At 64.4% G+C, this 20367-nt stretch carries 16 protein-coding genes; 7 read left to right on the plus strand and 9 right to left on the minus strand.

All coding sequences use genetic code 11. The features are described 5' to 3' along the window. Positions 1–129: 129 nt before the first annotated feature. Complete coding sequence (locus tag BA190_RS20410) at positions 130–1704, minus strand: ABC transporter substrate-binding protein (RefSeq protein ID WP_082979912.1); 1575 nt, start codon at positions 1702–1704, stop codon at positions 130–132. Between the two features lie 399 nt (positions 1705–2103). Between BA190_RS20410 and BA190_RS20415 the strand changes: the two genes are divergently transcribed. Continuing rightward, entirely contained in the window at positions 2104–2658 is a 555-nt protein-coding gene (locus tag BA190_RS20415) for an AAA family ATPase (RefSeq protein WP_082979913.1), read from the plus strand. Between the two features lie 141 nt (positions 2659–2799). Beyond that, on the plus strand, positions 2800–4047 hold the full coding sequence (locus BA190_RS20420) for an MFS transporter (RefSeq protein ID WP_068291420.1): 1248 nt from the start codon (positions 2800–2802) through the stop codon (positions 4045–4047). 32 nt (positions 4048–4079) lie between these two features. On the opposite strand, the gene BA190_RS20425 is transcribed toward BA190_RS20420, so the two are convergent. Both BA190_RS20425 and dapA read right to left on the minus strand, forming a co-directional pair. Continuing rightward, complete coding sequence (locus tag BA190_RS20425; RefSeq protein WP_245314859.1) at positions 4080–4496, minus strand: hypothetical protein; 417 nt, start codon at positions 4494–4496, stop codon at positions 4080–4082. A 205-nt stretch (positions 4497–4701) separates the two neighbouring features. Then, positions 4702–5625 (minus strand): 4-hydroxy-tetrahydrodipicolinate synthase, encoded by a 924-nt coding sequence (dapA, locus tag BA190_RS20430; RefSeq protein WP_068291422.1) that lies wholly within the window; start codon positions 5623–5625, stop codon positions 4702–4704. Between the two features lie 305 nt (positions 5626–5930). Here dapA and BA190_RS20435 point away from each other — a divergent pair, with 305 nt between their 5' ends. Further along, on the plus strand, positions 5931–6851 hold the full coding sequence (locus BA190_RS20435) for a metallophosphoesterase (protein ID WP_202908495.1): 921 nt from the start codon (positions 5931–5933) through the stop codon (positions 6849–6851). 183 nt (positions 6852–7034) lie between these two features. Next, a complete protein-coding gene (locus BA190_RS20440) occupies positions 7035–7886 on the plus strand; it encodes an EamA family transporter (protein ID WP_082979914.1) in 852 nt (283 codons plus the stop codon). Positions 7887–8035: 149 nt separating this feature from the next. Here BA190_RS20440 and BA190_RS20445 read toward each other — a convergent pair whose 3' ends face one another. From BA190_RS20445 to BA190_RS20455, 3 genes are read right to left on the minus strand one after another with little or no spacing between them, the layout of a single operon-like run. Beyond that, positions 8036–9004 (minus strand): substrate-binding domain-containing protein, encoded by a 969-nt coding sequence (locus BA190_RS20445; protein WP_068291556.1) that lies wholly within the window; start codon positions 9002–9004, stop codon positions 8036–8038. Then, on the minus strand, positions 9004–10296 hold the full coding sequence (locus BA190_RS20450) for an ABC transporter permease (RefSeq protein WP_068291424.1): 1293 nt from the start codon (positions 10294–10296) through the stop codon (positions 9004–9006). Before BA190_RS20450 ends, BA190_RS20445 begins: the two co-directional genes overlap by 1 nt. Next, a complete protein-coding gene (locus BA190_RS20455; protein ID WP_068291426.1) occupies positions 10293–11909 on the minus strand; it encodes a sugar ABC transporter ATP-binding protein in 1617 nt (538 codons plus the stop codon). Before BA190_RS20455 ends, BA190_RS20450 begins: the two co-directional genes overlap by 4 nt. Before the next feature lie 324 nt (positions 11910–12233). On the opposite strand from BA190_RS20455, the gene BA190_RS20460 reads away from it, so the two are divergent. Beyond that, complete coding sequence (locus BA190_RS20460; RefSeq protein ID WP_068291428.1) at positions 12234–13145, plus strand: GntR family transcriptional regulator; 912 nt, start codon at positions 12234–12236, stop codon at positions 13143–13145. A 244-nt stretch (positions 13146–13389) separates the two neighbouring features. Here the strand turns inward: BA190_RS20460 and tuf are convergent, their stop codons facing one another. Both tuf and BA190_RS20470 read right to left on the minus strand, forming a co-directional pair. Beyond that, positions 13390–14595, minus strand: a complete 1206-nt coding sequence (tuf, locus tag BA190_RS20465; protein WP_068291430.1) for an elongation factor Tu — start codon at positions 14593–14595, stop codon at positions 13390–13392. Between the two features lie 363 nt (positions 14596–14958). Beyond that, positions 14959–16800 (minus strand): DEAD/DEAH box helicase, encoded by a 1842-nt coding sequence (locus BA190_RS20470; RefSeq protein WP_082979922.1) that lies wholly within the window; start codon positions 16798–16800, stop codon positions 14959–14961. 327 nt (positions 16801–17127) lie between these two features. Between BA190_RS20470 and BA190_RS20475 the strand changes: the two genes are divergently transcribed. After that, complete coding sequence (locus BA190_RS20475; RefSeq protein WP_068291432.1) at positions 17128–18717, plus strand: rhomboid family intramembrane serine protease; 1590 nt, start codon at positions 17128–17130, stop codon at positions 18715–18717. Between the two features lie 162 nt (positions 18718–18879). After that, the gene (locus tag BA190_RS20480; RefSeq protein WP_068291435.1) at positions 18880–19476 is read left to right on the plus strand and encodes a TetR/AcrR family transcriptional regulator; all 597 of its coding nucleotides are present in this window, start codon (positions 18880–18882) and stop codon (positions 19474–19476) included. A 207-nt stretch (positions 19477–19683) separates the two neighbouring features. Here the strand turns inward: BA190_RS20480 and BA190_RS20485 are convergent, their stop codons facing one another. Then, positions 19684–20319, minus strand: a complete 636-nt coding sequence (locus BA190_RS20485; protein WP_068291437.1) for a LysE family translocator — start codon at positions 20317–20319, stop codon at positions 19684–19686. Positions 20320–20367 lie beyond the last annotated feature (48 nt).

Here is a 20367-nt window from a genome sequence, read left to right on the forward strand (position 1 = left end):
GCGATTTCTCTGAACCGCACTTTCTCTCTAACTCTTTGTTTTAACGCGTTTTATTAATCGAAAAGTCTATCAACTTTTCTGAAAAACGCTCTAGGGCGCTGACCGGCGCCCTAGCTGGGGCGTTCGGGCTCAGGCGAACCAGGCCTTTTCGGCAATGCGCTGGTCGCACATGTCGTAGCGCGGATGGGGTGCGGTCCCCATCATCTTCTTGGCATAGCCGTCGAGATAGTCGCTGACGGCAAAGCAGATCATGCCGCCATCGTCATGGATCATCTTCTGCGCCTCGAAATACATTTCCCTGCGCTTGGCCTCGTCTTCCTCTACGCGTGCGGCGAGGACGAGCTTGTCGAAGTCCGGCCGCTTCCAATGGGTGTCGTTCCAGGCCGCGTCCGAGAGATAGGTCTGCGAGAGCTGCAGGTCGATGGCGGGACGATCGCCCCAATAGACGGCGCAGAAGGGATCCTTGAGCCAGATGTTCGACCAGTAGCCGTCGGCCGAGACGCGGGTGACGGTGAGCTCGATTCCAGCCTGCTTCATCGATTCCTGGTAGAGCAGGGCGGCGTCTGTGGCGCCGCTATAGGCGCCTTCCGAGACCTTGACTTCCAGCTTGGGGCTGCCGGCCTTCTTGTAGTGGAAGGCGGCCTTCTCCGGATCGTAGAGCGTCTGCGCCAGGTCCTTGGCGAAATACTTGTTCATCGGGCTGATCGTGGTGTCGTTGCCGACGGTGGCATAGCCCTGGTAGACGGTGTCGACGATCTTCTTGCGGTCGATGCCATATTTGAGCGCCCAGCGCAGATCGACATTCGAATAGGGATCGGTGTCGCACAGCGCCACGAAGGCATAGCGGTTGCCGGTGCCCTTGGTCTGCACCACGCTCACGTCGGGCGAGGATGTCACCAGATCCATGGTCTTGGGGTCGAGACGGTTGATGGCGTCGACCTGGCCGGCGATCAGCGCTTGCAGGCGCGAGGAGGAGTCGCCGATATATTGCAGCTCGACCGAGTCGAAATTGCCGCAGCCCGGCTTCCAGTAATTGCCGGTGTTCTTGGTTACGATGCGCACGCCCGGCTCGAAGGTCTCCAGCTTGTAGGCGCCGGTGCCGTCTGGCTTGGAAAAATCGGTGAAGCCGTTGGGCACGCCGAGAATGTGATAATCGGTCAGGTTGTAGGGCAGGTTCAGATTGCCGCCGTTCAGGCTGATCTGGATCTGGGTCGGGGACAGCTTCTTGATCTCGGTGATGCCCGACAGAAGGTCCTTGGCCGCCGATTTGGTGTCGCCGCGATGCAGGTTGATCGAATAGATGATGTCATCGGCATCGAGCGTCTTGCCGGAATGGAAGGTGACGCCCTTGCGGACGTTGAAGATCCATTCCTTGGCGCCGGGCTTGGCTTCCCAGCTCTCCAGGAGTTCGCCGACGGCATTGCCGTTATTGTCGATCTCGATCAGGCCGTTCCAGATCTGATAGCCGTAGTTGAGCGGGATGGAATCGGCGAAGGAGCGCGGATCGAGGGTGTCGGAAGCCGAACCGCCCTCCATGCCAATGCGCAGCGTGCCACCCTTCTTGGGCGTCTCCGCAGCCAGAGCCGGCCCTCCGAGAATGCCGGTCAGGCCGTAGCCGAGGCCGAGCGCAGCGGCTCCTTTCATCAGCTCGCGGCGATCCACGATCAAGCCCTGCGCACCCACCCTGCCGATCCTGTCTGTCATGCCTGACTGTCCCCTGTGATGTTGCGCCATGAGCGGCGTACCCCTCTTCATCTGCATCGTGTTGCCTCGGGCGTCGAGCAAATGACCTGCAACCGACACTCTCTATGGGAGAGGCGACGCTTTCCTGATTTCCTGGGCCGTTGAGGTAGCGCGCCGAAAGCCGGCGAGGCGGCAGCGGTTTCGGTCGAACCGTCGGCGGTGTAGCGTTAACGCGTGAGTCGCAGGGCCGATGGCGTGCTCTGCCCATGCGCTCGAGGTCGACATCCCGGACAGTGGCCGGTCGACGTTATCCCTCCAATTCCTTTTCCTGACCTGCCGCTTGCACCCCGTTCGCACGGGGTCCTGCCATGCTTGCTGGGTCCCCCTGACTGCAGCGCTATCACAAGAGGAGATCGAGCCTTGTCTCAGATCGATCGTTTCGTCGTCCTGACCGGTGGTCCCGGATCCGGCAAGACTACGTTGATATCAGCCCTGGTTGCCCAGGGAATCCAGGCCATGCCGGAGGCCGGCCGCGCGATCATCCAGGACCAGGTCGCCATCGGCGGCGATGCCCTGCCATGGGCCGACCGCGCTGCCTTCGCCGATCTGATGCTTGCCGCCGACATGCGCTCCTATCGCGAGGCGCAGGCAGCCGAGGGGCTCGTGGTTTTCGATCGCGGCATCCCCGATGTGATCGGTTACCTCCACCTCTGCGGTTTGCCGGTGCCTGGGCCGGCTCGCAAGGCTGCAGCGCTTTGCCGTTACCGGCGGCAGGTCTTCATCACCCCACCCTGGCCGGCGATCTATGCCGGCGATGCCGAGCGCAAGCAGAGCCTGGAAGAGGCACAGGCAACGCATGAGGCGATGATGCAGGTCTATGCCGGTCTCGGTTACGAGCTGGTGCCGTTGCCGCTGCGGCCCGTTGGCGAGCGCGCGGCATTCGTATTGCGGGCCCTGCAGCAGGGGAGCGCATGAGGCATCCATCCGGAAGGCCAGCCATGCTTGGATCGATCTGGCGAAGCCGGGGAGGAAGCTGCTATAGCCTGACCATTGCACGCCGTCCGGTCGGCGAAACATGCATATTCAGGATAATATTCCGGAACGAGGAAACTCCCCGTGTCAGCTTTGCCCCGTGAGGCCAAAAGGCCTGGCGATGTCGATTCCGCCTATTCCTGGCTGCGTCTTGTTCTCACCTTGATTTTGGGTACGGTCGCCTGCGTCGGCAACTGGTCGGTCGTGGTCGTATTGCCGACCTTGCAGGTGGAGTTCGATACGCTGCGCGGCGGGGCCTCCTTGCCCTATACCTGCACCATGCTGGGCTTTGCCTTCGGCGGGGTGGTGATGGGCCGCCTGGCCGACAGGCTCGGCATCGTCGTGCCGATCGTGATCGGTGCCGCTCTGCTCTGCGCCGGTTATGTGCTTGCCGCCTCCACCTCCAATATCTGGCAGTTCGCTGCTCTCTCGACCGTGATCGGCCTGGGCTCGGCCGCTGGTTTCGCGCCGCTGATCTCCGATCTCTCGCATTGGTTCCGCAAGCACCGGGCGTTGGCGGTGACCTTCGCCGCATCGGGCAGCTATCTTGCCGGTGCCGTCTGGCCGCTGGTAATCGAGCATTTCCAGTCCGCCTATGGCTGGCGCGCCACCCATGTCGGCATCGGCCTGTTCGCGCCGGCCGCCATGCTGCCGCTGGCGCTGGCCCTGACGCGTCGTCCTGCCACCACCACCTATGCCGCGGCCGAGGCCGCCACCGAGGCCGCACGCGGCGAGCTCGGGCTGTCGGCGAATGCCCTGCAGGCGATCCTGGTGGTAGCCGGCTTTGCCTGCTGCATGGCGATGTCGATGCCGCAGGTCCACATCGTCGCCTATTGCGGGGATCTCGGCTATGGCGTGGCCATCGGCACCCAGATCATCTCCCTGATGCTGGGCCTGGGCGTGGTAAGCCGCCTTGCTTCCGGCTTTGTCGCCGATCGCATCGGTGCCGGGCCAATGCTGCTGATCGGCTCCGCCATGCAGGGGGCAGCGCTGCTGCTCTATCTCTTCTTCAACAGCCTCTCCTCGCTCTGGGTGATTTCGGGCCTGTTCGGCCTGTTCCAGGGCGGCATCGTACCGATGTATGCGGTGATCATCCGCCAGTTCCTGCCGCCGCGCGAAGCGGGCGCGCGCATCAGCCTGGTGCTGATGGCGACCGTGCTCGGCATGGCCTGCGGCGGTCTCGCCTCGGGCTTCATCTATGACGCCACCCAGTCCTACCGGCTCGCCTTCCTGCACGGCTTCCTGTGGAATGTCGTCAATCTCGTCCTGGTCGGCTGGCTGCTGATCTGGCCGAAATGGCGCCAGCGCGGCAAGGCGGCATTGGCGCGCTAAAGGTCGGCTGCGGCCTGATCCGGCCGGGCCTGTCAATCGTTCATGGCGATGTCACTCAGGAGGAAGCCCGTTGGCGTCCTGGTGAAGACAAAGATCTGTTCGCCGCAACCGATGGAATAGGTGTCGTTGCCGTCGCCATCGCGATCATAAACGGGTTTTTCGCGTTGCAGGCAGGTCCGGGTCTTTGCGGTGAAATCGGGCCGGTAGATCTTGGCGAGGAACTGCGCGGCGTCGGCGATGGCGCTGTCGTTCTGAAATGGCAGTTTCGTCAGGCCGGCGACGGCCGCTGCGTCATTGGCCTTCAGCGCAGCCCGAAACTTGGTGATGAAGCCGCTGAATTCCTTCTGCACGGCGGCGGATGCAACCGTGCTCTTGGGAGCCTGGGCGAAGGCCGGGATGATGGACATCAGGGCGGTTGCCACCACGATGCACGATGCCAGTTTCATCATCCTGTCCCCCTCCATCATCCGCAATGGAGCCTACACCCGCGCCGCGACCCGTCAATCCTGCGGGCGGCCTTCTGAGTATGGGGCAGGCTAAGTCCAATGCATGCCATTTAAGAGTTCTCCATTTCGCAGGCCTTTGTCATAGCCGAGGCTTGACCCGGCTACGACGCATCGGAGTGTTTCCCCCTCAAGTGAATGGCGTTGAGGGCTAAGCCGCCAGCTTCAGGCGGTCTATCGTGCCGTCGAGGCGGGCGGCGAGCGCGGCGCTCACCGGCGTCATCGGCAGCCGCAATTCGCCGCTGTCGATCAGGCCCGTTCGCCAGAGCCAGTACTTGATCGCGGCCGGATTGGGTTCGGCAAAGAGCAGAGGCACGAGTTCGGCGAGGGCGCGCCAGGCAGCGTCGGCGACCGGCTCGTCGCCGCGGGCAAAGGCATCGCGGAGGGCGATGAAGCTGGCGGTCTCGACATGGGCGGAGGCGAGGATGGCACCGTCCGCGCCGGCAGCCAGGGCGGCGTGGTAGAAGGCATCCTCGCCGGTCAGCACGGAAAAGCCGGGCGGCCGGCGCCGGAGCAATTCGGCCGATTGGGCCGGATCGGCGCAGCAATCCTTGGCTCCGACGATATTGGGCCGTTCGGCGAGCCTGAGCATCGCGTCGTTGCCCAGATTGACGCCGGTGCGGTAGGGAATGTTGTAGATCAGGATCGAGTGCCGGGTGCTGTTCGCCAGTGCGTTGAAATGGGCGACCAGCCCAGCCTGGGAGGGCCTGCTGTAATAGGGGCAGGCAATCAGGTGGCCCGCGATCGGCCAGTCCGCCAGGCGGTGAAGTTGCTTGGCGAGCTTGCGCGTATCGCTGCCGGAATGGCCGAGATAGAGCGGCAGTCGGTAGCCTTGCCGGGCAAGCTCGTCGGCGCTGACCTCGACCAGCTGCAGCGTTTCACCCTCGTCGAGCGTGAGGCTCTCACCTGTGGTGCCAGCGAGAACGAGGCCGTCCAGTCCGAGCTCGCCGTAATGGCGGATGAGACGCCTGAGCGAAACCTCATCGAGCGCGCCGTCGCGGAATGGCGTGATCAAGGGCAGCCACAGGCCCTGCGGGGAGGCATGGGAACGCGCGGAGGAAAAGGGGATTTCCATGGATCATCTCCGATTGGCCGGAGACGGCAGCAAAAAAGAACCCCGTCGAACCGGCGGGGTACATTTTCGATCTGACTTCGCTGTTGATGGCGCGCGCGATCACCTGCCCCCGATGTGGAGGCGCTGTTTGGAAACGGCGAAGGTGATGCGCAAGATGGCCATGGCTTACCTTGGCGCGGGCAGCCATTCCCTGTCAAGCGGCGGTCATGGCCCGCCCGGAGAGAGTGGGCGTGGCGTCCCAGGAAGGAGAAGGGGGCAAGCGAGTAATCGCTTGTGTCTCGATATGAACAAGGAAAATCAATAACTTGATAAAGAATTATGATGTGATCGGTGACATTCATGGCCATGCTGATGCGCTGCACAGGCTACTGGCGAGGCTGGATTATCGCGAACGGGACGGCGCCCATCGGCATGCCTCGCGCTCGGTGATCTTCCTGGGCGATTTCATCGATCGGGGACCGGAACAGGTCGAGGTTCTCCGCGTCGTCCGTGCCATGGCGGGGGCGGGCACGGCTCGGGCGGTCATGGGCAATCACGAGTTCAATGCACTCGGCTGGGCCACGCCGGACGGCGCAGGCGGCTTCCTGCGGTCCCATTCCGAAAAGAACGAAAAGCAGCATGCTGCCTTTCTGGCGCAGATCGGGGAGGGATCGCGGGGCCACCACGAGGCGCTGGCCTGGTTTGCCTCGCTGCCGGTGTGGCTCGATCTCGGCGGATTGCGGATCGTGCATGCGTGCTGGCACGCCGCTTCGCAGGCCTGCCTTGCCGCAACCTGCCTCGACTCGGCCGGACGCTTTCATGGGGAGGGCCTGCGCAAAGCCTATCGCAGCGGCACGCCGGAGCATCTCGCCGCCGATGTCCTGCTCAAGGGACCGGAAGTGCGGCTGCCAAGCGGGCACTCTTTCCGCGACAAAGACGGCCACACCAGGCATGAGGCTCGCCTGCGCTGGTGGGATCGGGAGGCCACGACTTTCCGGCTGGCGGCCCTGGGGCTGGAGGATCGAAGGAGCGAGTTGCTGGACGATCCCGTGCCTGCCGAATGCCGCTATGAAGAAGCCATACCCGTGATGTTCGGCCATTATTGGCTGTCGGGCCGGCCGCAATTGTTGTCGCCCACCGCGTCGTGCCTGGATTTCAGCGTCGCCAAGGGTGGCGTGCTGACGGCTTATCGCTGGTCCGGCGAATCCGTTCTCTCCAACGACAATCTGGTTTGGGTTGCGGCCTGAAGGCGCACGCGAAACGTCGCACCCCGTGAAGCGGCTTTGACATCAAACTGTCATGATGAGAAGGAGGGCACTGAAAGCGCTGGTGAAATTCGCTTGGCGTTTTGCCCGTCCCTCTATCGTGCGCCACCGGCCAGCACCATTGCCGTCGCCGGTCGGTGCCCCTCGTCTCGAAGTCGCTGTCCCATGGAATTGCAACTCCCCGTCTTCCTGGCCGTGCTTGCTGCGGCGGCCCTGCATGCCGGGTGGAATGCGCTGGTCAAGATCAAGCTCGACCCTTTCCTGGCGATGACGCTGATCGCTGTGTCCTGCGGCATCATCGCCTTGCCGGCCCTGGCGATCACGGGCTTGCCCAACGAGGAGGCTTGGGTGTGGGTGGCGCTGTCGACCGCCCTCCACCTGGCCTATTACCTGTTTCTGGCCGAGGCCTATCGGCGGGCCGACATGAGCCAGGTCTATCCGATCGCGCGCGGTGCGGCACCGCTGGCCACTACGGCGATTTCCCTGGCTTTCATTCATGATCCCATGACCTGGGGCAATGTCGCCGGCATTGCCGTGCTCGGGCTCGGGGTCCTGCTGATCTCGCTGAAGGGGCAGCGCGGTTCGCTGGTCCCGAGCCGGACAGCCGTGATCTACGCCCTGCTCACCGCCGTCACCATCTCGCTCTACACCATCGTGGACGGTATCGGTGCCCGCGCTGCGGGAAGCCCGAATTCCTATGCGGCCGCCCTGTTTGCGCTCGATGCCTATCCGATGCTGGTGATCTGCCTGTGGCGCAAGGGCTGGGCGGGCGTGCGGCCGGCCCTGAAATTCCTGGTGCCGGGCTTTGCCGGCGGAGCGATGTCCCTCGCCGCCTACTGGATCGTGATCTGGGCGATGACGGTGGCGCCCATCGCCCTGGTTGCCGCCACGCGCGAGACCAGCGTGCTGTTCGGCGGCCTGATCGCCATGGTCTTCCTGAAGGAACCCCTCACGCCGGTGCGCGGGTTCTCGGCCTTGCTGATCCTGGGCGGACTGGTGCTGATGCGGCTGGGGTAGGCAGGCAGAGCGGCTGGGACCGCGGACGTCTCGTCCGCTTCTTGCTTTCCTGCATATGCGGTGGTTCCAAGAGGCGGACGAGACGTCCGCGGTCCCAGCCTTGGCGTTGCCGGCGCGGAGAAGGCGAGGCCTTCTCCGCCTAGACTACCTCACAGCAATCCGTTCGCCTTCAGGATTGTGTCGGCATTGTCCTTGGTGATGGTCTGGGTATCCAGCACCAGTTTTTTCTCGACCGTCCCGCCTCCCAGGACCTTCAGGGCCTGGCGCAGGCCCTCGGCGCCGGGCGTGGGATAGACGAAGGTCGCCGCGAGCACGCCGTCATGGACGTATTTGACGCCCTCATTGGGCAGGGCGTCGACGCCGACGAACAGGATGTTCTTTTCACGGCCGGCATCCTTGGCGGCCAGATAGGCGCCATAGGCCATGGGATCGTTGTGGCCGTAGACCAGATTGATGTCCTCGAAATTGCGCAACGCCGTCGACATCACCTCATAGGCCTTGGCCTGCTTCCAGTCGGCCGACTGCTGGTTCAGGAGATGCTTGATGCCACTCTCCTTGTCCGCCTTCTCGTGATAGCCGTTGGAGCGGTCATGACTTGCCTGTGTGCCGAGGCCGCCCCAGATCTCGACCACATTGCCCTTGGCCTTGCCGGCTCCGCCCAGCGTCTTGACCACGAAGTCGCCGACCGCCCGGCCGATCACCACGTTGTCGCCGCCGATCCACTGGGTGTATTTCTCGGAATTGACGTTGCGGTCGAGCACGAAGACCGGGATCTTGGCGTCCATCGCCTTCTCGACCACGGCGGTCAGGCCGGCCGATTCCTTCGGGCTGATCAGGATGGCATCGACCTCCTGGGTGATGAAGCTCTCGGTGTCGGCCACCTGCTTTTCGGTCTTGTCCTCGGCGTCGGCCATCAGCAGGTTGACGTTCGGATGCTTCCCGGCTTCGGCCTTCAAGTCCTTGTTGAACTGCACGCGCCAGGGCTCGAGCGTCGTCGCCTGCGAAAAGCCGATCGTATATTTCTTGTCGTCGGCAAGGGCGCGCGGCGCCCAGCCCAAGGGGACCAGCATGGCGCCGCCGCTGGCGAGCGCGGCGTGGATGAAGTTCCGGCGGTTGATCATGGGGTTTCCTCCAGCTTGTTATAGGTCTTCTCATCCTGCGCCTCGGCTTGCGGGCTCGCCCGGAGCGACGCGAAGATCTGGCCAAGATTGCGTTCCTGCAGCAGCACGGTGAGGATGATGATCAGCCCCTTCATCACCAACTGGACGTTGGTGGAGATGTTGTGAAGCTGCAGGATATTGGTGAGCAGGCCGAAGATGAGCACGCCGACCAGCGTGCCGGCCAGGCTCCCGCGCCCACCCATCAGGCTGGTGCCGCCGATCACGACGGCCGCGATGGCGTCGAGTTCGAGGCCGACGCCGGCATCGGGCTTGCCCTGGCGGTATTGCGCCACATAGAGCACGCCGGCGATGCAGGCGAGCATGCCGGAAAAGGCGTAGACGGAGATCTTCACCGGCGTGACGGCGATGCCGGACAGCCGCGTCGCCTCCTCATTGCCGCCGATGGCATAGACATAACGGCCGAAGGCGGTGAATTTCAGCACCACCATGAAGAGCGCAAGCGCTGCCAGGAAGAACAGGCCCGGCACCGGCAACACGCCCCAGAGCACGGCGCGCAGCAGATCGATGTCGGCTGTGGCGTTGGTACCGGAATAGACCGCGACCACGGCACTGTCCTGGCCGGCGACCAGGCGGGCGAGGCCGAGCATGGTGACCATCATTGCCAGGGTGACGATGAAGGGCTGCAGGCGACCGCTGACGATGATCGCGCCATTGAGCGCGCCGACCGCAAGCCCGACGCAGGAGACGGCAATCAGGACGCCGGGCATGCCGAACTGGCTGCCAGCCTGGGAGGCCAGCCAGAGCGTCAACAGGCCGGCGACGACGATGCCAGCCGCGACAGGGAGCCAGACTGCCGAGAGCGCCGATCTACGGCGGCTTGGGTGGATCGGCGTTGACGTCGCGGCCGATCTGCCCGTGCCGACCTGCCCGGAGATGAAGGAGACGATCAGGGCGACCCCGACCATCGCGACCAGGAAGGTGATGGGCAGAGCAATGCCTGCAGCCACGGTGAAGCCCGGCTGCGTGAGCAGCAATGCCGCCAGCACGGTGCCCAGGGCCAGGATCGAGCCGACGGACAGATCGATGCCGCCGATCAGGATCACCATGGTCATGCCGACGGCGACCAGGCCGGTGATCGAGACCTGGCGCAGCACGTCCGAGAGATTGCCGGAGGTGAGGAAGATGTTCCGCCCCTTGGAAGTGACCGGCGAAAAGGCCACGCCGATCGCAAAGAGCGCGGCGAGGCCCCAATACAGCTTGGTCCGCGACAGAAGTCTCAGAAAGGTCATTGACGGCTCATTGACGGCATATTGGGGGCAGGCGGGCGAGGTGGAATGCCGGTGGGCTCGGGCAGGGCGGCCGACCGTCGAGGCGAGGCAAGGGTCATGATCGCTTCCTCGCTGGCCTCCCGGCGTTCGAGGATCCCGGCTTGGCGCCCTTCCTGCATGACCAGCACGCGATCGGAGAGCAACAGCAGTTCGGGCAGTTCGGAGCTGACGACGAGGATGGCCATGCCCTGTCCGGCGAGGCGGAAGATGAGGTCATAGATCTCCTTCTTGGCGCCGATGTCGATGCCGCGTGTCGGCTCGTCGAGCAGCAGAATGCGCGGACCGATGGCGAGCCATTTGCCGATCACCACCTTCTGCTGATTGCCGCCGGAAAGTTCGGCCACGACCTGCTCGTGCGAGCGGCAACGCACCGAAAGGCTGGCGATCGCCTCGCGGGCAAGCCGGGTTTCCTGCCGGTCATCGCGCAGGCCGAAGCGTCGCAGCAGCGGCTGGGAGGGCAGCGAAACGTTGTCGCGGATGGCCGAGTGCAAGAGGAGCCCCGTCGCCTTGCGGTCTTCCGTCACCAGAGCGAGGCCGTGCCGGATGGCCTGGCGCGGATTGTCGGTCCGGACCTCGACACCGTCGACGAGGATCCGGCCCTCACGGCGCCCCGTGGTGGCCCCGAAGATGGTTTCCAGGATCTCGGTGCGGCCGGAGCCGAGCAGGCCGGCGATGCCGAGGATCTCGCCGCGATGCAGGCCGAAGGACACGTTGCGCAACACGCGTTTCCAGCCGCCCCGCGCCTGGGGCAGGCTGAGGCCGAGGCCATGCACGGCCAGGGCCTCCGCCGAGCGGTCAGGCGTGTGCGGCGGCGTGGCGAGGCTGAGATCGCGGCCGACCATGCTGGCGATGATGCGCTCGGGCGTCAGCTCCGCCATGGCAGCCGTCAGCACGCGCCGCCCGTCGCGCATCACCGTGACGCGATCGGCGAGCAGGGAAACTTCGTCCATGCGGTGGCTGATATAGACGATCGCCACGCCCGAGGCGGCAAGCTTGCGGATGATGCCGAACAGGCGCTCGCATTCGCTCGGCGACAGGGCCGAGGTCGGCTCGTCCATGATCAGGACCCGGGCTTCCAGCGAAAGCGCCTTGGCGATCTCGACCAGTTGCTGCTCGCCCACCCGCAGCGATCCCACGCGCGCTTCGGGATCGAGGGAAACGCCGAAGCCCGTGAGCAGGTCGCCAGCAGCGCGTGCAAGGCCGCGGCGGTCGACGAACAGTCCGGCGATACGCGGTTCGCGGCCGAGAAAGATGTTCTCGGCCACGGTCATCTCGGGAATGAGGTTGAGTTCCTGATGGATTATGGCGATGCCGGCGGCCTGGGCTTCCCGCACCGACGTGAAGCGAAGGCCGAGACCGCGACTGAACAGGCTGCCGTCGAACTCTGTCAGGATGCCGCTGACGATCTTCATCAAGGTGGACTTGCCGGCGCCGTTCTCGCCCACGAGCGCATGCACCTCCCCGGCCGCGACCGAGAAGTCGACATCATCAAGGACGGGGACGCCTGCGAACCGCTTGGAGATACCACGCGCTTCCAGCGCGGCATCACTCGGTTCGAGCCGGGTGGCGAGCATTGTGCGTTTCCAAAAGTGTTTTGCGATTTGAGGGCATCGCCTCGAATCGCAAAGACGCGTCGAACCGAAGTGCGAGCCAAAGCGCGGTTTAGCCAAAACGCGCTTTGCTTCGGACACCCTTGTTGTATAGGTGTCTTTTATTTATAGAGAACACTAGCATGCACTGCTGGGGGCGACAAGGGCACAAAGCGCCGCGACCGCATTGGGCCGGCTATCTCAGCTCTTGCTTGATTGTGCAGCCGTGAATCGCATCTATGCGGGCCACGCAGCGACGACCAGACGTCGAGCGACAACGAAATGCGACTGTAATCCTGAGGAACGGCGATGCCGCGCCCGCGCAATGTCTCGATGAAGGCCACCAATCTGGCCCTCGACATCATGGCGAAGCTGCAGCCCGGCGCGCTGCTGCCGCCGGAGGCGGTGCTGGCGCGTGAGGTCGGCGTGAGCCGTACGGCGATGCGTTCGGCCCTCGAAGGCCTGGAACAAGCGGGGCTGGTCCGGCGCGACGGCCGGCGCACCTTGCTGCACCGACTGCCGTTGGCCTCGGATTATTTCGGCGTGGCCGAAACCGAGAGCCGTTCGGATCTGGTGGAACGGCGCTTCCTCGAAATGGCTGTCGCCGGGGATCTGATGCCTGGACGCAATTTCTCGGAGGCTGAACTCGCACGGACTTTCGGCGCCAGTACGGTGAGCGTGCGCGAATTCTTGATCGGTTTTTCACGCTACGGCCTGGTCGAGAAGGCGCCGCGCGGAGGCTGGCGGCTCTGCGCCTTCGATGCCCCCTTCGCCCGTGAGCTTGCGGCAACGCGGCGCACTTTCGAGATCGAGGCTATCCGGCTTTTCACGCAACGCAGCAGCGCTGATCCGGTGTGGCGGGAGATCGGCCGGCTGATCGAGACCCACGAGGCCATGAGCCGGGGAGGGGACGAGGTCATCCGCCAGTTTCCGCAACTCGACCGTCGCTTCCACCGCTTCCTGGTGGATCAGCTCAACAATCGCTTCGTGACGAGCTTCTATGACGTGGTGTCCTTCGTCTTCCATTACCACTATCAGTGGCGCAAGGACGACGAGATCGAGCGCTACCGCACGGCGCTGGCCGAGCATCTGAGCATCCTCACTGCCCTGAAATCCGGCGTGATCGAAGAAGCGCAGATGCGGCTCGAAGAGCATCTGCAAACCTCGGTGCGCACCCTTCTGGAGTCGGCGATCGGAGCGGGTCAGGAGCGGGCCGGATGAGGCGCGACCAGCCTTCTCCCCTTGCGGGAGAAGGTGGTGCGAAGCACCGGATGAGGGGAGAAACACTGCCTTGCGGGCTTTTTGCTAACACCCCTCATCCGGCCTCGTTGCACTCGGCCACCCGAGGCACTTCAAAAGGAAGTGCCAGGTCCTGCAAGGAGAGAAGGCCGGTCGCGCTCTGTCCTGAAAGTCCAAGTCCACGTTGAATGCGGAGGGCAGTCGCCCGCCCTCCGCTTTGCTGCCCTCAGTCGAGCAGCCGGTTGATCACGCCGGCCCCCACCGTGCGGTTGCCCTCGCGGATGGCGAAGCGCGTATTGGCTTCGAGCGCGATGGCTTGGTTGAGGGCGATGGTGAGCACGACGGTATCGCCGGGCATCACCATCTCGACGTTCGGCGGCAGTTCGATGCTGCCGGTGACGTTGGCCGTCCGGAAGAAGAACTGCGGCCGGTAATGGCCGAAGAAGGGCGTATGCCGCCCGCCTTCTTCCTTGCTGAGGACGTGAACCTCGGCCTCGAAGCGGGCATGCGGCTCAACCGTGCCCGGCTTCGCCAGGACCTGGCCGCGCCGGACTTCCTTGAGTTCGACGCCGCGCAGGAGGCAGCCTACATTCTCCCCGGCGAGACCCTGGTCCAGGATCTTCTGGAAGGTCTCGATGGAGGTGACCACCGTCTTGCGACGGGCGCCGAAGCCGACGAGCTCGACCTCGTCCCCGAGCCTGACCGCACCGCGCGCGATCAGGCCGGTGATCACCGTGCCCCGGCCGGAGATGGTGCGCACGCTCTCGATCGGCATCAGAAAGGGCCTGTCCTCGGCGCGCTCGGGCAGCTCGATCGTGCTGTCCAGCGCCTCGAAGAGCCGGAGGATCGCCTCATCCGCGAGTTCGCCCCTGACCCCGTTGAGGGCCTGCAGGGCGGAACCGCGGATGAAGGGCACCTTGTCGCCTTCGTAGTTCTGCCGCGTCAGCAACTCGCGGATCTCGAGCTCGACCAGGTCGATCAGCTCAGGATCCTCCACCGCATCGCATTTGTTGAGGAACACCACGATGCGGGGCACGCCGATCTGGCGCGCCAGGAGGATGTGCTCGCGCGTCTGCGGCATGGCGCCATCCAGGGCCGAGACCACCAGGATCGCGCCGTCCATCTGCGCCGCGCCGGTGATCATGTTCTTCACATAATCGGCATGGCCGGGGCAGTCGACATGGGCGTAGTGGCGATTCCCAGTCGAGAACTCCACATGCCCGGAGGCGATGGTGAGGATCTTCGAGGCATCACGCGTGCCCTGGACGGCGGAGGCGCGGGCCACGTCCTGATACGAGACGAAAGCTCCCCAGCCTCGGTCTGCCGAGACCTTGGTGAGCGCCGCGGTCAGCGTCGTCTTGCCATGGTCGACGTGGCCGATGGTGCCCACATTGCAATGGGGCTTGGTCCGGGTGAACTTCTGCTTGGTCATGCTACACCTGTGGTGCTTCTCCGGCCCTCGCTTGGGGAGGTTGCACGGCTCAGGGCACCACGAGAGCCAAAAAAGTGCCCGGAACCGCTCTTGCGTCCGGGCTGGCTCGATCTCAGGTGATTTCGGTCCGGCCTAGGGCAAAGCGCGTGCGGCCGAGGAATCGATGTTCCTCGGGATCATCAGCGATATCGACGATGACGTCCGCATGGGTCCGGTGCCTTGTGGCGGGATGACGATAGGGATGGCGCAAATAGGAGTTTGCGGCGGGAAATGCAAGGGGAGATTTGAAAGGAGACTTGCAGGATGAGGCACGACTCCCTCCCCACGAAGCTGGAGAGGGAGTCGTGCCTCACTTGTTCGGGCTTAGCCTTCCCGCCCGCGCCGCTTGCCGGGCTTCTCGTCCGACCAAGGCTTCTTCTCGTCGGACCAAGGCTTCTTCTCATCGGACCAAGGCTTCTTGGGACCCTTGCGGTGCGGCTTGGGCTCGCGCGGGGCGTCCTCGCCGCCGCGGTCGCGATAGGGCTGGATGCGGATGTTTTCCTCGTCCGGCCGGCGGGCATTGGCGGCGAAGTGCTCGGCAGCGTCCTTGGCGATCTCCACCACGGTCTCATTGTCGAGGATCTTGATGTTGCCGATGTCGCGGCGTTTCACGCCGCCGCGGCGGCAGAGCATGGGCAGCAGCCATTTGGGATCGGCATTGTTGCGGCGGCCGATGGACAGGCGGAACAGCACGGCATTGGGATCGGCAGGCGTTTCCTCGCGCTCGAAGCGGCGCGGACGATCGGGGCGTTCGGGCCGGTCTTCGCGCTCGAAGCGGGAAGGACGCTCGTCGCGGCCATAGCGATCGTCGCGCTCGAAACGCGAGGGCTTGCGGTCGCGTCGCTCAAAGCGTTCGCCGGGGTCGCTGACCTCCTCCGGCTCGGGCAGGCGCGAACGGTAGACGCGGGCAAGTGCCGCCGCGATGTCCTCGGCGTTGCGGTTTTCCAGCAGCAGCTTGGCGATGGCCAGGTCTTCCTCGCCGGGGGTCTCCGTCAGCAGGGGATCTTCCAGCATGCGCTGCTGGTCGAGCACGCGGATTTCATCGGCGGTCGGCGGTCCCATCCACTGGGCCTTCACGCCCGCCTGGCTGAGCAGTATCTCGGCCTTGCGGCGGCGCGACATCGGTACCAGCAGGGCACTAATGCCCTTGCGGCCGGCGCGACCGGTGCGGCCCGAGCGATGCTGCAGTTTCTCGGCGTCGGTGGGCAGGTCGGCATGGATGACCAGGCCGAGATTGGGCAGGTCGATGCCGCGCGCCGCCACGTCGGTGGCGACGCAGATCTGGGCATGGCCGTCGCGCAGGGCCTGCAGCGCCTGGTTGCGCTCGTGCTGGCCGAGTTCACCCGAGAGCAGAACGGCTGAAAATCCGCGCTCGCGCAGGGTGGCATGCAGATGGCGCACGGATTCGCGCGTATTGCAGAACACGATCGTGGTGGGGGAGGCGACGAGGCGGAGCAGGTTGACGACAGCGTGCTCGGTCTCCTTGGGGGAGACGCGGATGGCGCGGTATTCGATGTCGGCATGGCCGCGCTCGGCGGTCTTCACCTCGATGCGCAACGCATCCTTCTGATAGGTGCGCGCGATGGCGACGATGCCTTTGGGCATTGTTGCCGAGAAGAGGAGGGTGCGGCGGTCGTCGGGGGTGGATTTGAGGATGAATTCGAGATCCTCACGGAAGCCGAGGTCGAGCATCTCGTCGGCCTCGTCGAGCACCACGGCGCGCAGGGCCGACAGATCGATGCCCTTGCGCTCGATGTGATCGCGCAGGCGGCCGGGCGTGCCGACCACGATATGGGCGCCGTCGGCGAGCAGGCGGCGCTCGCGGCGCGGGTCCATGCCGCCGACGCAGGAAACCACGCGCCCGCCAGCTTTCTGGTAGAGCCAGAGCAATTCACGCTCGACCTGGATGGCGAGTTCGCGGGTCGGAGCGATGATGAGGGCGAGGGGCGCATCGGCCTGTTCGAAGCGCTCATCGTCACCGAGCAGGTCGCGTGCGATGGCCAGGCCATAGGCGACCGTCTTGCCCGAGCCGGTCTGGGCGGAGACGAGCAGGTCGCGGTCAGCGGCGTCATCGGCCAGCACAGCCGATTGGACCGGGGTCAGTTCTTCGTAATTGCGATCGGTCAGAGCCTGGCGAAGGGCCGGGTTCAGGGAAGGAAGGGTCACGGGGAAAGCCTGTCGATGAGGAAAACCGGTCATGTGAAATGCCGGGTCGGGGGCGGCGCGCCCACGGGAATAAAGTCCGCGCGCCAGCGTCCACTTCTGCAGGATTTCACTGATGGAGGAGCCCAATACAGCAAATCATCGGCAATTGCGAGGGCGATCACGCGATACTGCTGCGCGTTTCCGGCATGACGGCAGCGCCATCGGGATTGCATTGTCGCCCACAACAATCCGGCACGACCGCTCTTCGGCACTTAAATCCACATTGCCAAGCGGACAAGTCCTCATGCAAACATCGGGGAGGGGTGGCGGGAAAGGCAAGGCGAGCCGATGGATGGGTCTGCGACAGAGCGTGAACATTTTTCCCGCTACTACGCTCGCTATTTGGTCGCCAAACATGGCTACAGGCTGGGAGCCTTGTCACAATCGGAGGAGTTGCTGCAGCACTGCGACTATGTGCTGACCAAATCGGCCGGCAAACGCATCTCGATCGTGGGCATCGTCAATTGTGACAGTAGCGAAGGCAAGACCTTCACCATGCCGGCGCAAGGTCTCGCAGGGCTCGCGCAGCATATCGCCGGTTCGCTGCCGGCCGCCGCGGGACTTGCAATCACGATCTACGAGATCGGCTCCCGCGCGATCGGAAGAGCCGACAAGTCCCGTCTGTCCGGCCATAGGAGCCGAGGCAGAAAGTATGCCACCAAGGCGATCGCCGTCGACGTTTCGAAGCGCCAGGCCTGGCCCTTGCCCCTGTTCGGGCGCAGGTTCAGCCCGGCCGGGCAGATGGAGAAGCTCCTTCGCGCGCCGCGGTTGTCAGCCGCAGAATTGTCAGGGCCGGAACGAGCCGTCAAAACGGGAAGGTCAATCTTCGTCTGGGTGCTGATGGCTCTGCTGCTGTTGGTTTTTGTCGCTGAACAGATCTTCGCCGTCGGCAAGACCGGAAAGCCGGCCGTGCCGACCATCGAGACCTTGCAGGTCCTGGGAGGCCTGAGCTATCCGCTGGTGGTCGGGGATGGAGAATGGTGGCGTCTGTTCACGGCGCCGCTGCTGCATGGCGACATCACGCATATCGGTTTCAACTGCCTCGTGCTCCTTCTTATCGGCAATCCGCTCGAAACCTTGATCGGCTGGCGCTGGACCGCGGCAACCTTCTCGGTCTCGGCGGTCAGCGGCTCCCTGATGTCGCTGGCTGCCAATCCCGTCAACATGGTGAGCGTCGGCGCATCGGGAGGCATTACCGGACTGCTTGCTGCGGCTCTGGTGATATCCTTTCGCATTCCAGCAGGTGCTGCCCGTGCCCGGCTGATCAGCCAGGCCATTTATGGCCTGGTGCCGGCATTGCTGCCCTTCCTGAACACGGCGGTCAGCGGCGGAAGTATCGATTACGGTGCACATTTCGGCGGCGCCATCGGCGGTACGACCATCGGCTTCCTTTTGCTGAGCTTGTGGCATGATCGCCTGCCACGGCCGCGACTGGGCAATCTGGCCGTGCTTGTCGCCATTGGGTTCTTCTCGATCGCTGCAGGGGCGTGCCTGCCGATCCGGGAGCACTATGTGCGCCGGATGCTGCTCGCGCCGGATCTACCGGTCGCGACAACCCCATCGGATACGGCCGTCGAAAGCCTGCTCCGTGCCTACCCTCGGGATCCACGCCTGTCCTTCCTACGAGCACAAGTCTTGCTGCGGAGAAATGACCTTCAGGGCGCCGAGAGAGACTTGCGCGCGGCGCTGGCGGATCGGGAACTCATCGCGGAAGTTGGTGGCCCTGATTTCGAAAACAGGGTCCGGGCCGTCCTTGCCGCTCTCCTGAAAAGCAAGGGGGATCCCAGCGGAGCCGCCGCCATGGCGGGGCCGGCGTGTGCCGTCGAGAAGAGTGGACCGATTGCCGACTATCTCGCCAAGTTCTCCTTGTGCCAGTAGTCTCCTTCCCAGCATTTGCGGCGATCGAAAGCCGGTGGTGATGTTGCAATATCGCTGGCGACAGCGGGTCTTAGCCGGACCGATCCGGTAGGAACGACTCCTGCTCTTGTGCATTGCAACAAAATTATTGACAAACCTGTCCGAAACGGTGTTTCTGCTGACATGGCAAGACCGAAAGAATTCGATCGTGACGAGGCGCTCAAGCGCGCCACAGCCGTGTTCTGGGCCAAGGGCTTCGAGGCGGCATCCACCGACAATCTGCTTGCGGCGATGAAGATCGGCCGCCAGAGCCTCTATGACACCTTCGGCGACAAGCGCCGCCTTTATCTGGAGGCGCTCGGGCGCTATCAGGCGGTCAATCTCGCCAATCAGCTGGCGCAACTCGACGCGGAAGCATCGCCCCTCGCCGGGATCCGCCGGATGCTGCTGGCGGTGGCGGAAGCCGATCCCTCCTTCCGGGCACTCGGTTGCATGAATGTCGGCGCGATCGTCGAGTTCGGTCGGAACGACGAAGAAATCGCCGGCATGCTCGCCGAGGACGAGGCCGCGCTCGATGCGGCGCTGGAGGGTAGCCTGCGCAAGGCCAGGGCGGAGGGCGAAATCGGTACGGCCACGGACATCAAAGGGGCTGTGCGTTTCATTCAGGCGACCCTGCGCGGCCTCAAGGTCAGCGGCAAGGCCGGTGCGGACACGCAGAGCCTGCGTCAGACCGTCGAGTTCGCTCTCGCCGCCTTGACGAAGGACGCGCGCCGGGGCTGAGGCGGCGCTTATACCAGGTCGCATAATGTTTGACCGATGCCTGCAATGGGAGCGCTGTCATTCCCGGCCGAGCGTGGCGAGGGGAAGGGAATCCAGGGGCCATGGGACGCGACCTTTAGCCCCTGGATCCCCTTCCCGGGGTCGAAGACCCCGCCGGGGATGACAGAGTCCTTCACACCAACGGGTCAACAATTCGGCAATCTGGTATCACGGGCTGGCGAGCCTGTGGGCGAGGCCGAAGGCCGCAATCGCCACCAGCAGCAATCCCGCGCTGCGCCCGGCCCAAATGGTGAGGGCGGGGCTCGACGTCAGGGCGTCGCGCCCGCGGGCGGCCATCAGGGCCAGTCCGCCATAGACGGCAAGCTGGATCAGTACCGTCATCAGGCCCATCACCACAGCCTGGGGCCAGAGCGGCCCGAAGCGCGGGTTGAGGAATTGCGGATAGACCGCCAGCACGAACAGCCAGGCTTTCGGATTGAGCAGGCAGGTCATCAGCCCTTGACCGAATATGCGCGCCAGCGCCGCAGCGCGGCCGGTTTCGACCTCGCCGACGGTGATCGAGCTGCGCAGCAGCCGGATGCCGATCCAGATCATGTAGGCCGAACCGACCACGATCATGGCGGTGGCGAGGGCCGGGACCAGCCGGCTGAGGGCGGCGACGGCGATGGTACCGAACAGGGTATGGCAGACGCCGCCTGCCATGATGCCCGTGGTGGCGGCAAGGCCTGCGCGCCGTCCGCCTGTCAGGGCATTGGCGAGTACGAAGAGCATATCCATGCCCGGTACGATGATGATGCCGGCGAGCAGGATGAGGAAGAGCCAGAGATTGTCGGTATAGGTCATGTCAGTTGCCAGCCAGGGGCGAGGCCTGTTCGCTGACATCCTCGCCGC

The sequence above is a fragment of the Labrys sp. WJW genome (assembly GCF_001676615.1).
Classification (GTDB): domain Bacteria; phylum Pseudomonadota; class Alphaproteobacteria; order Rhizobiales; family Labraceae; genus Labrys; species Labrys sedimenti.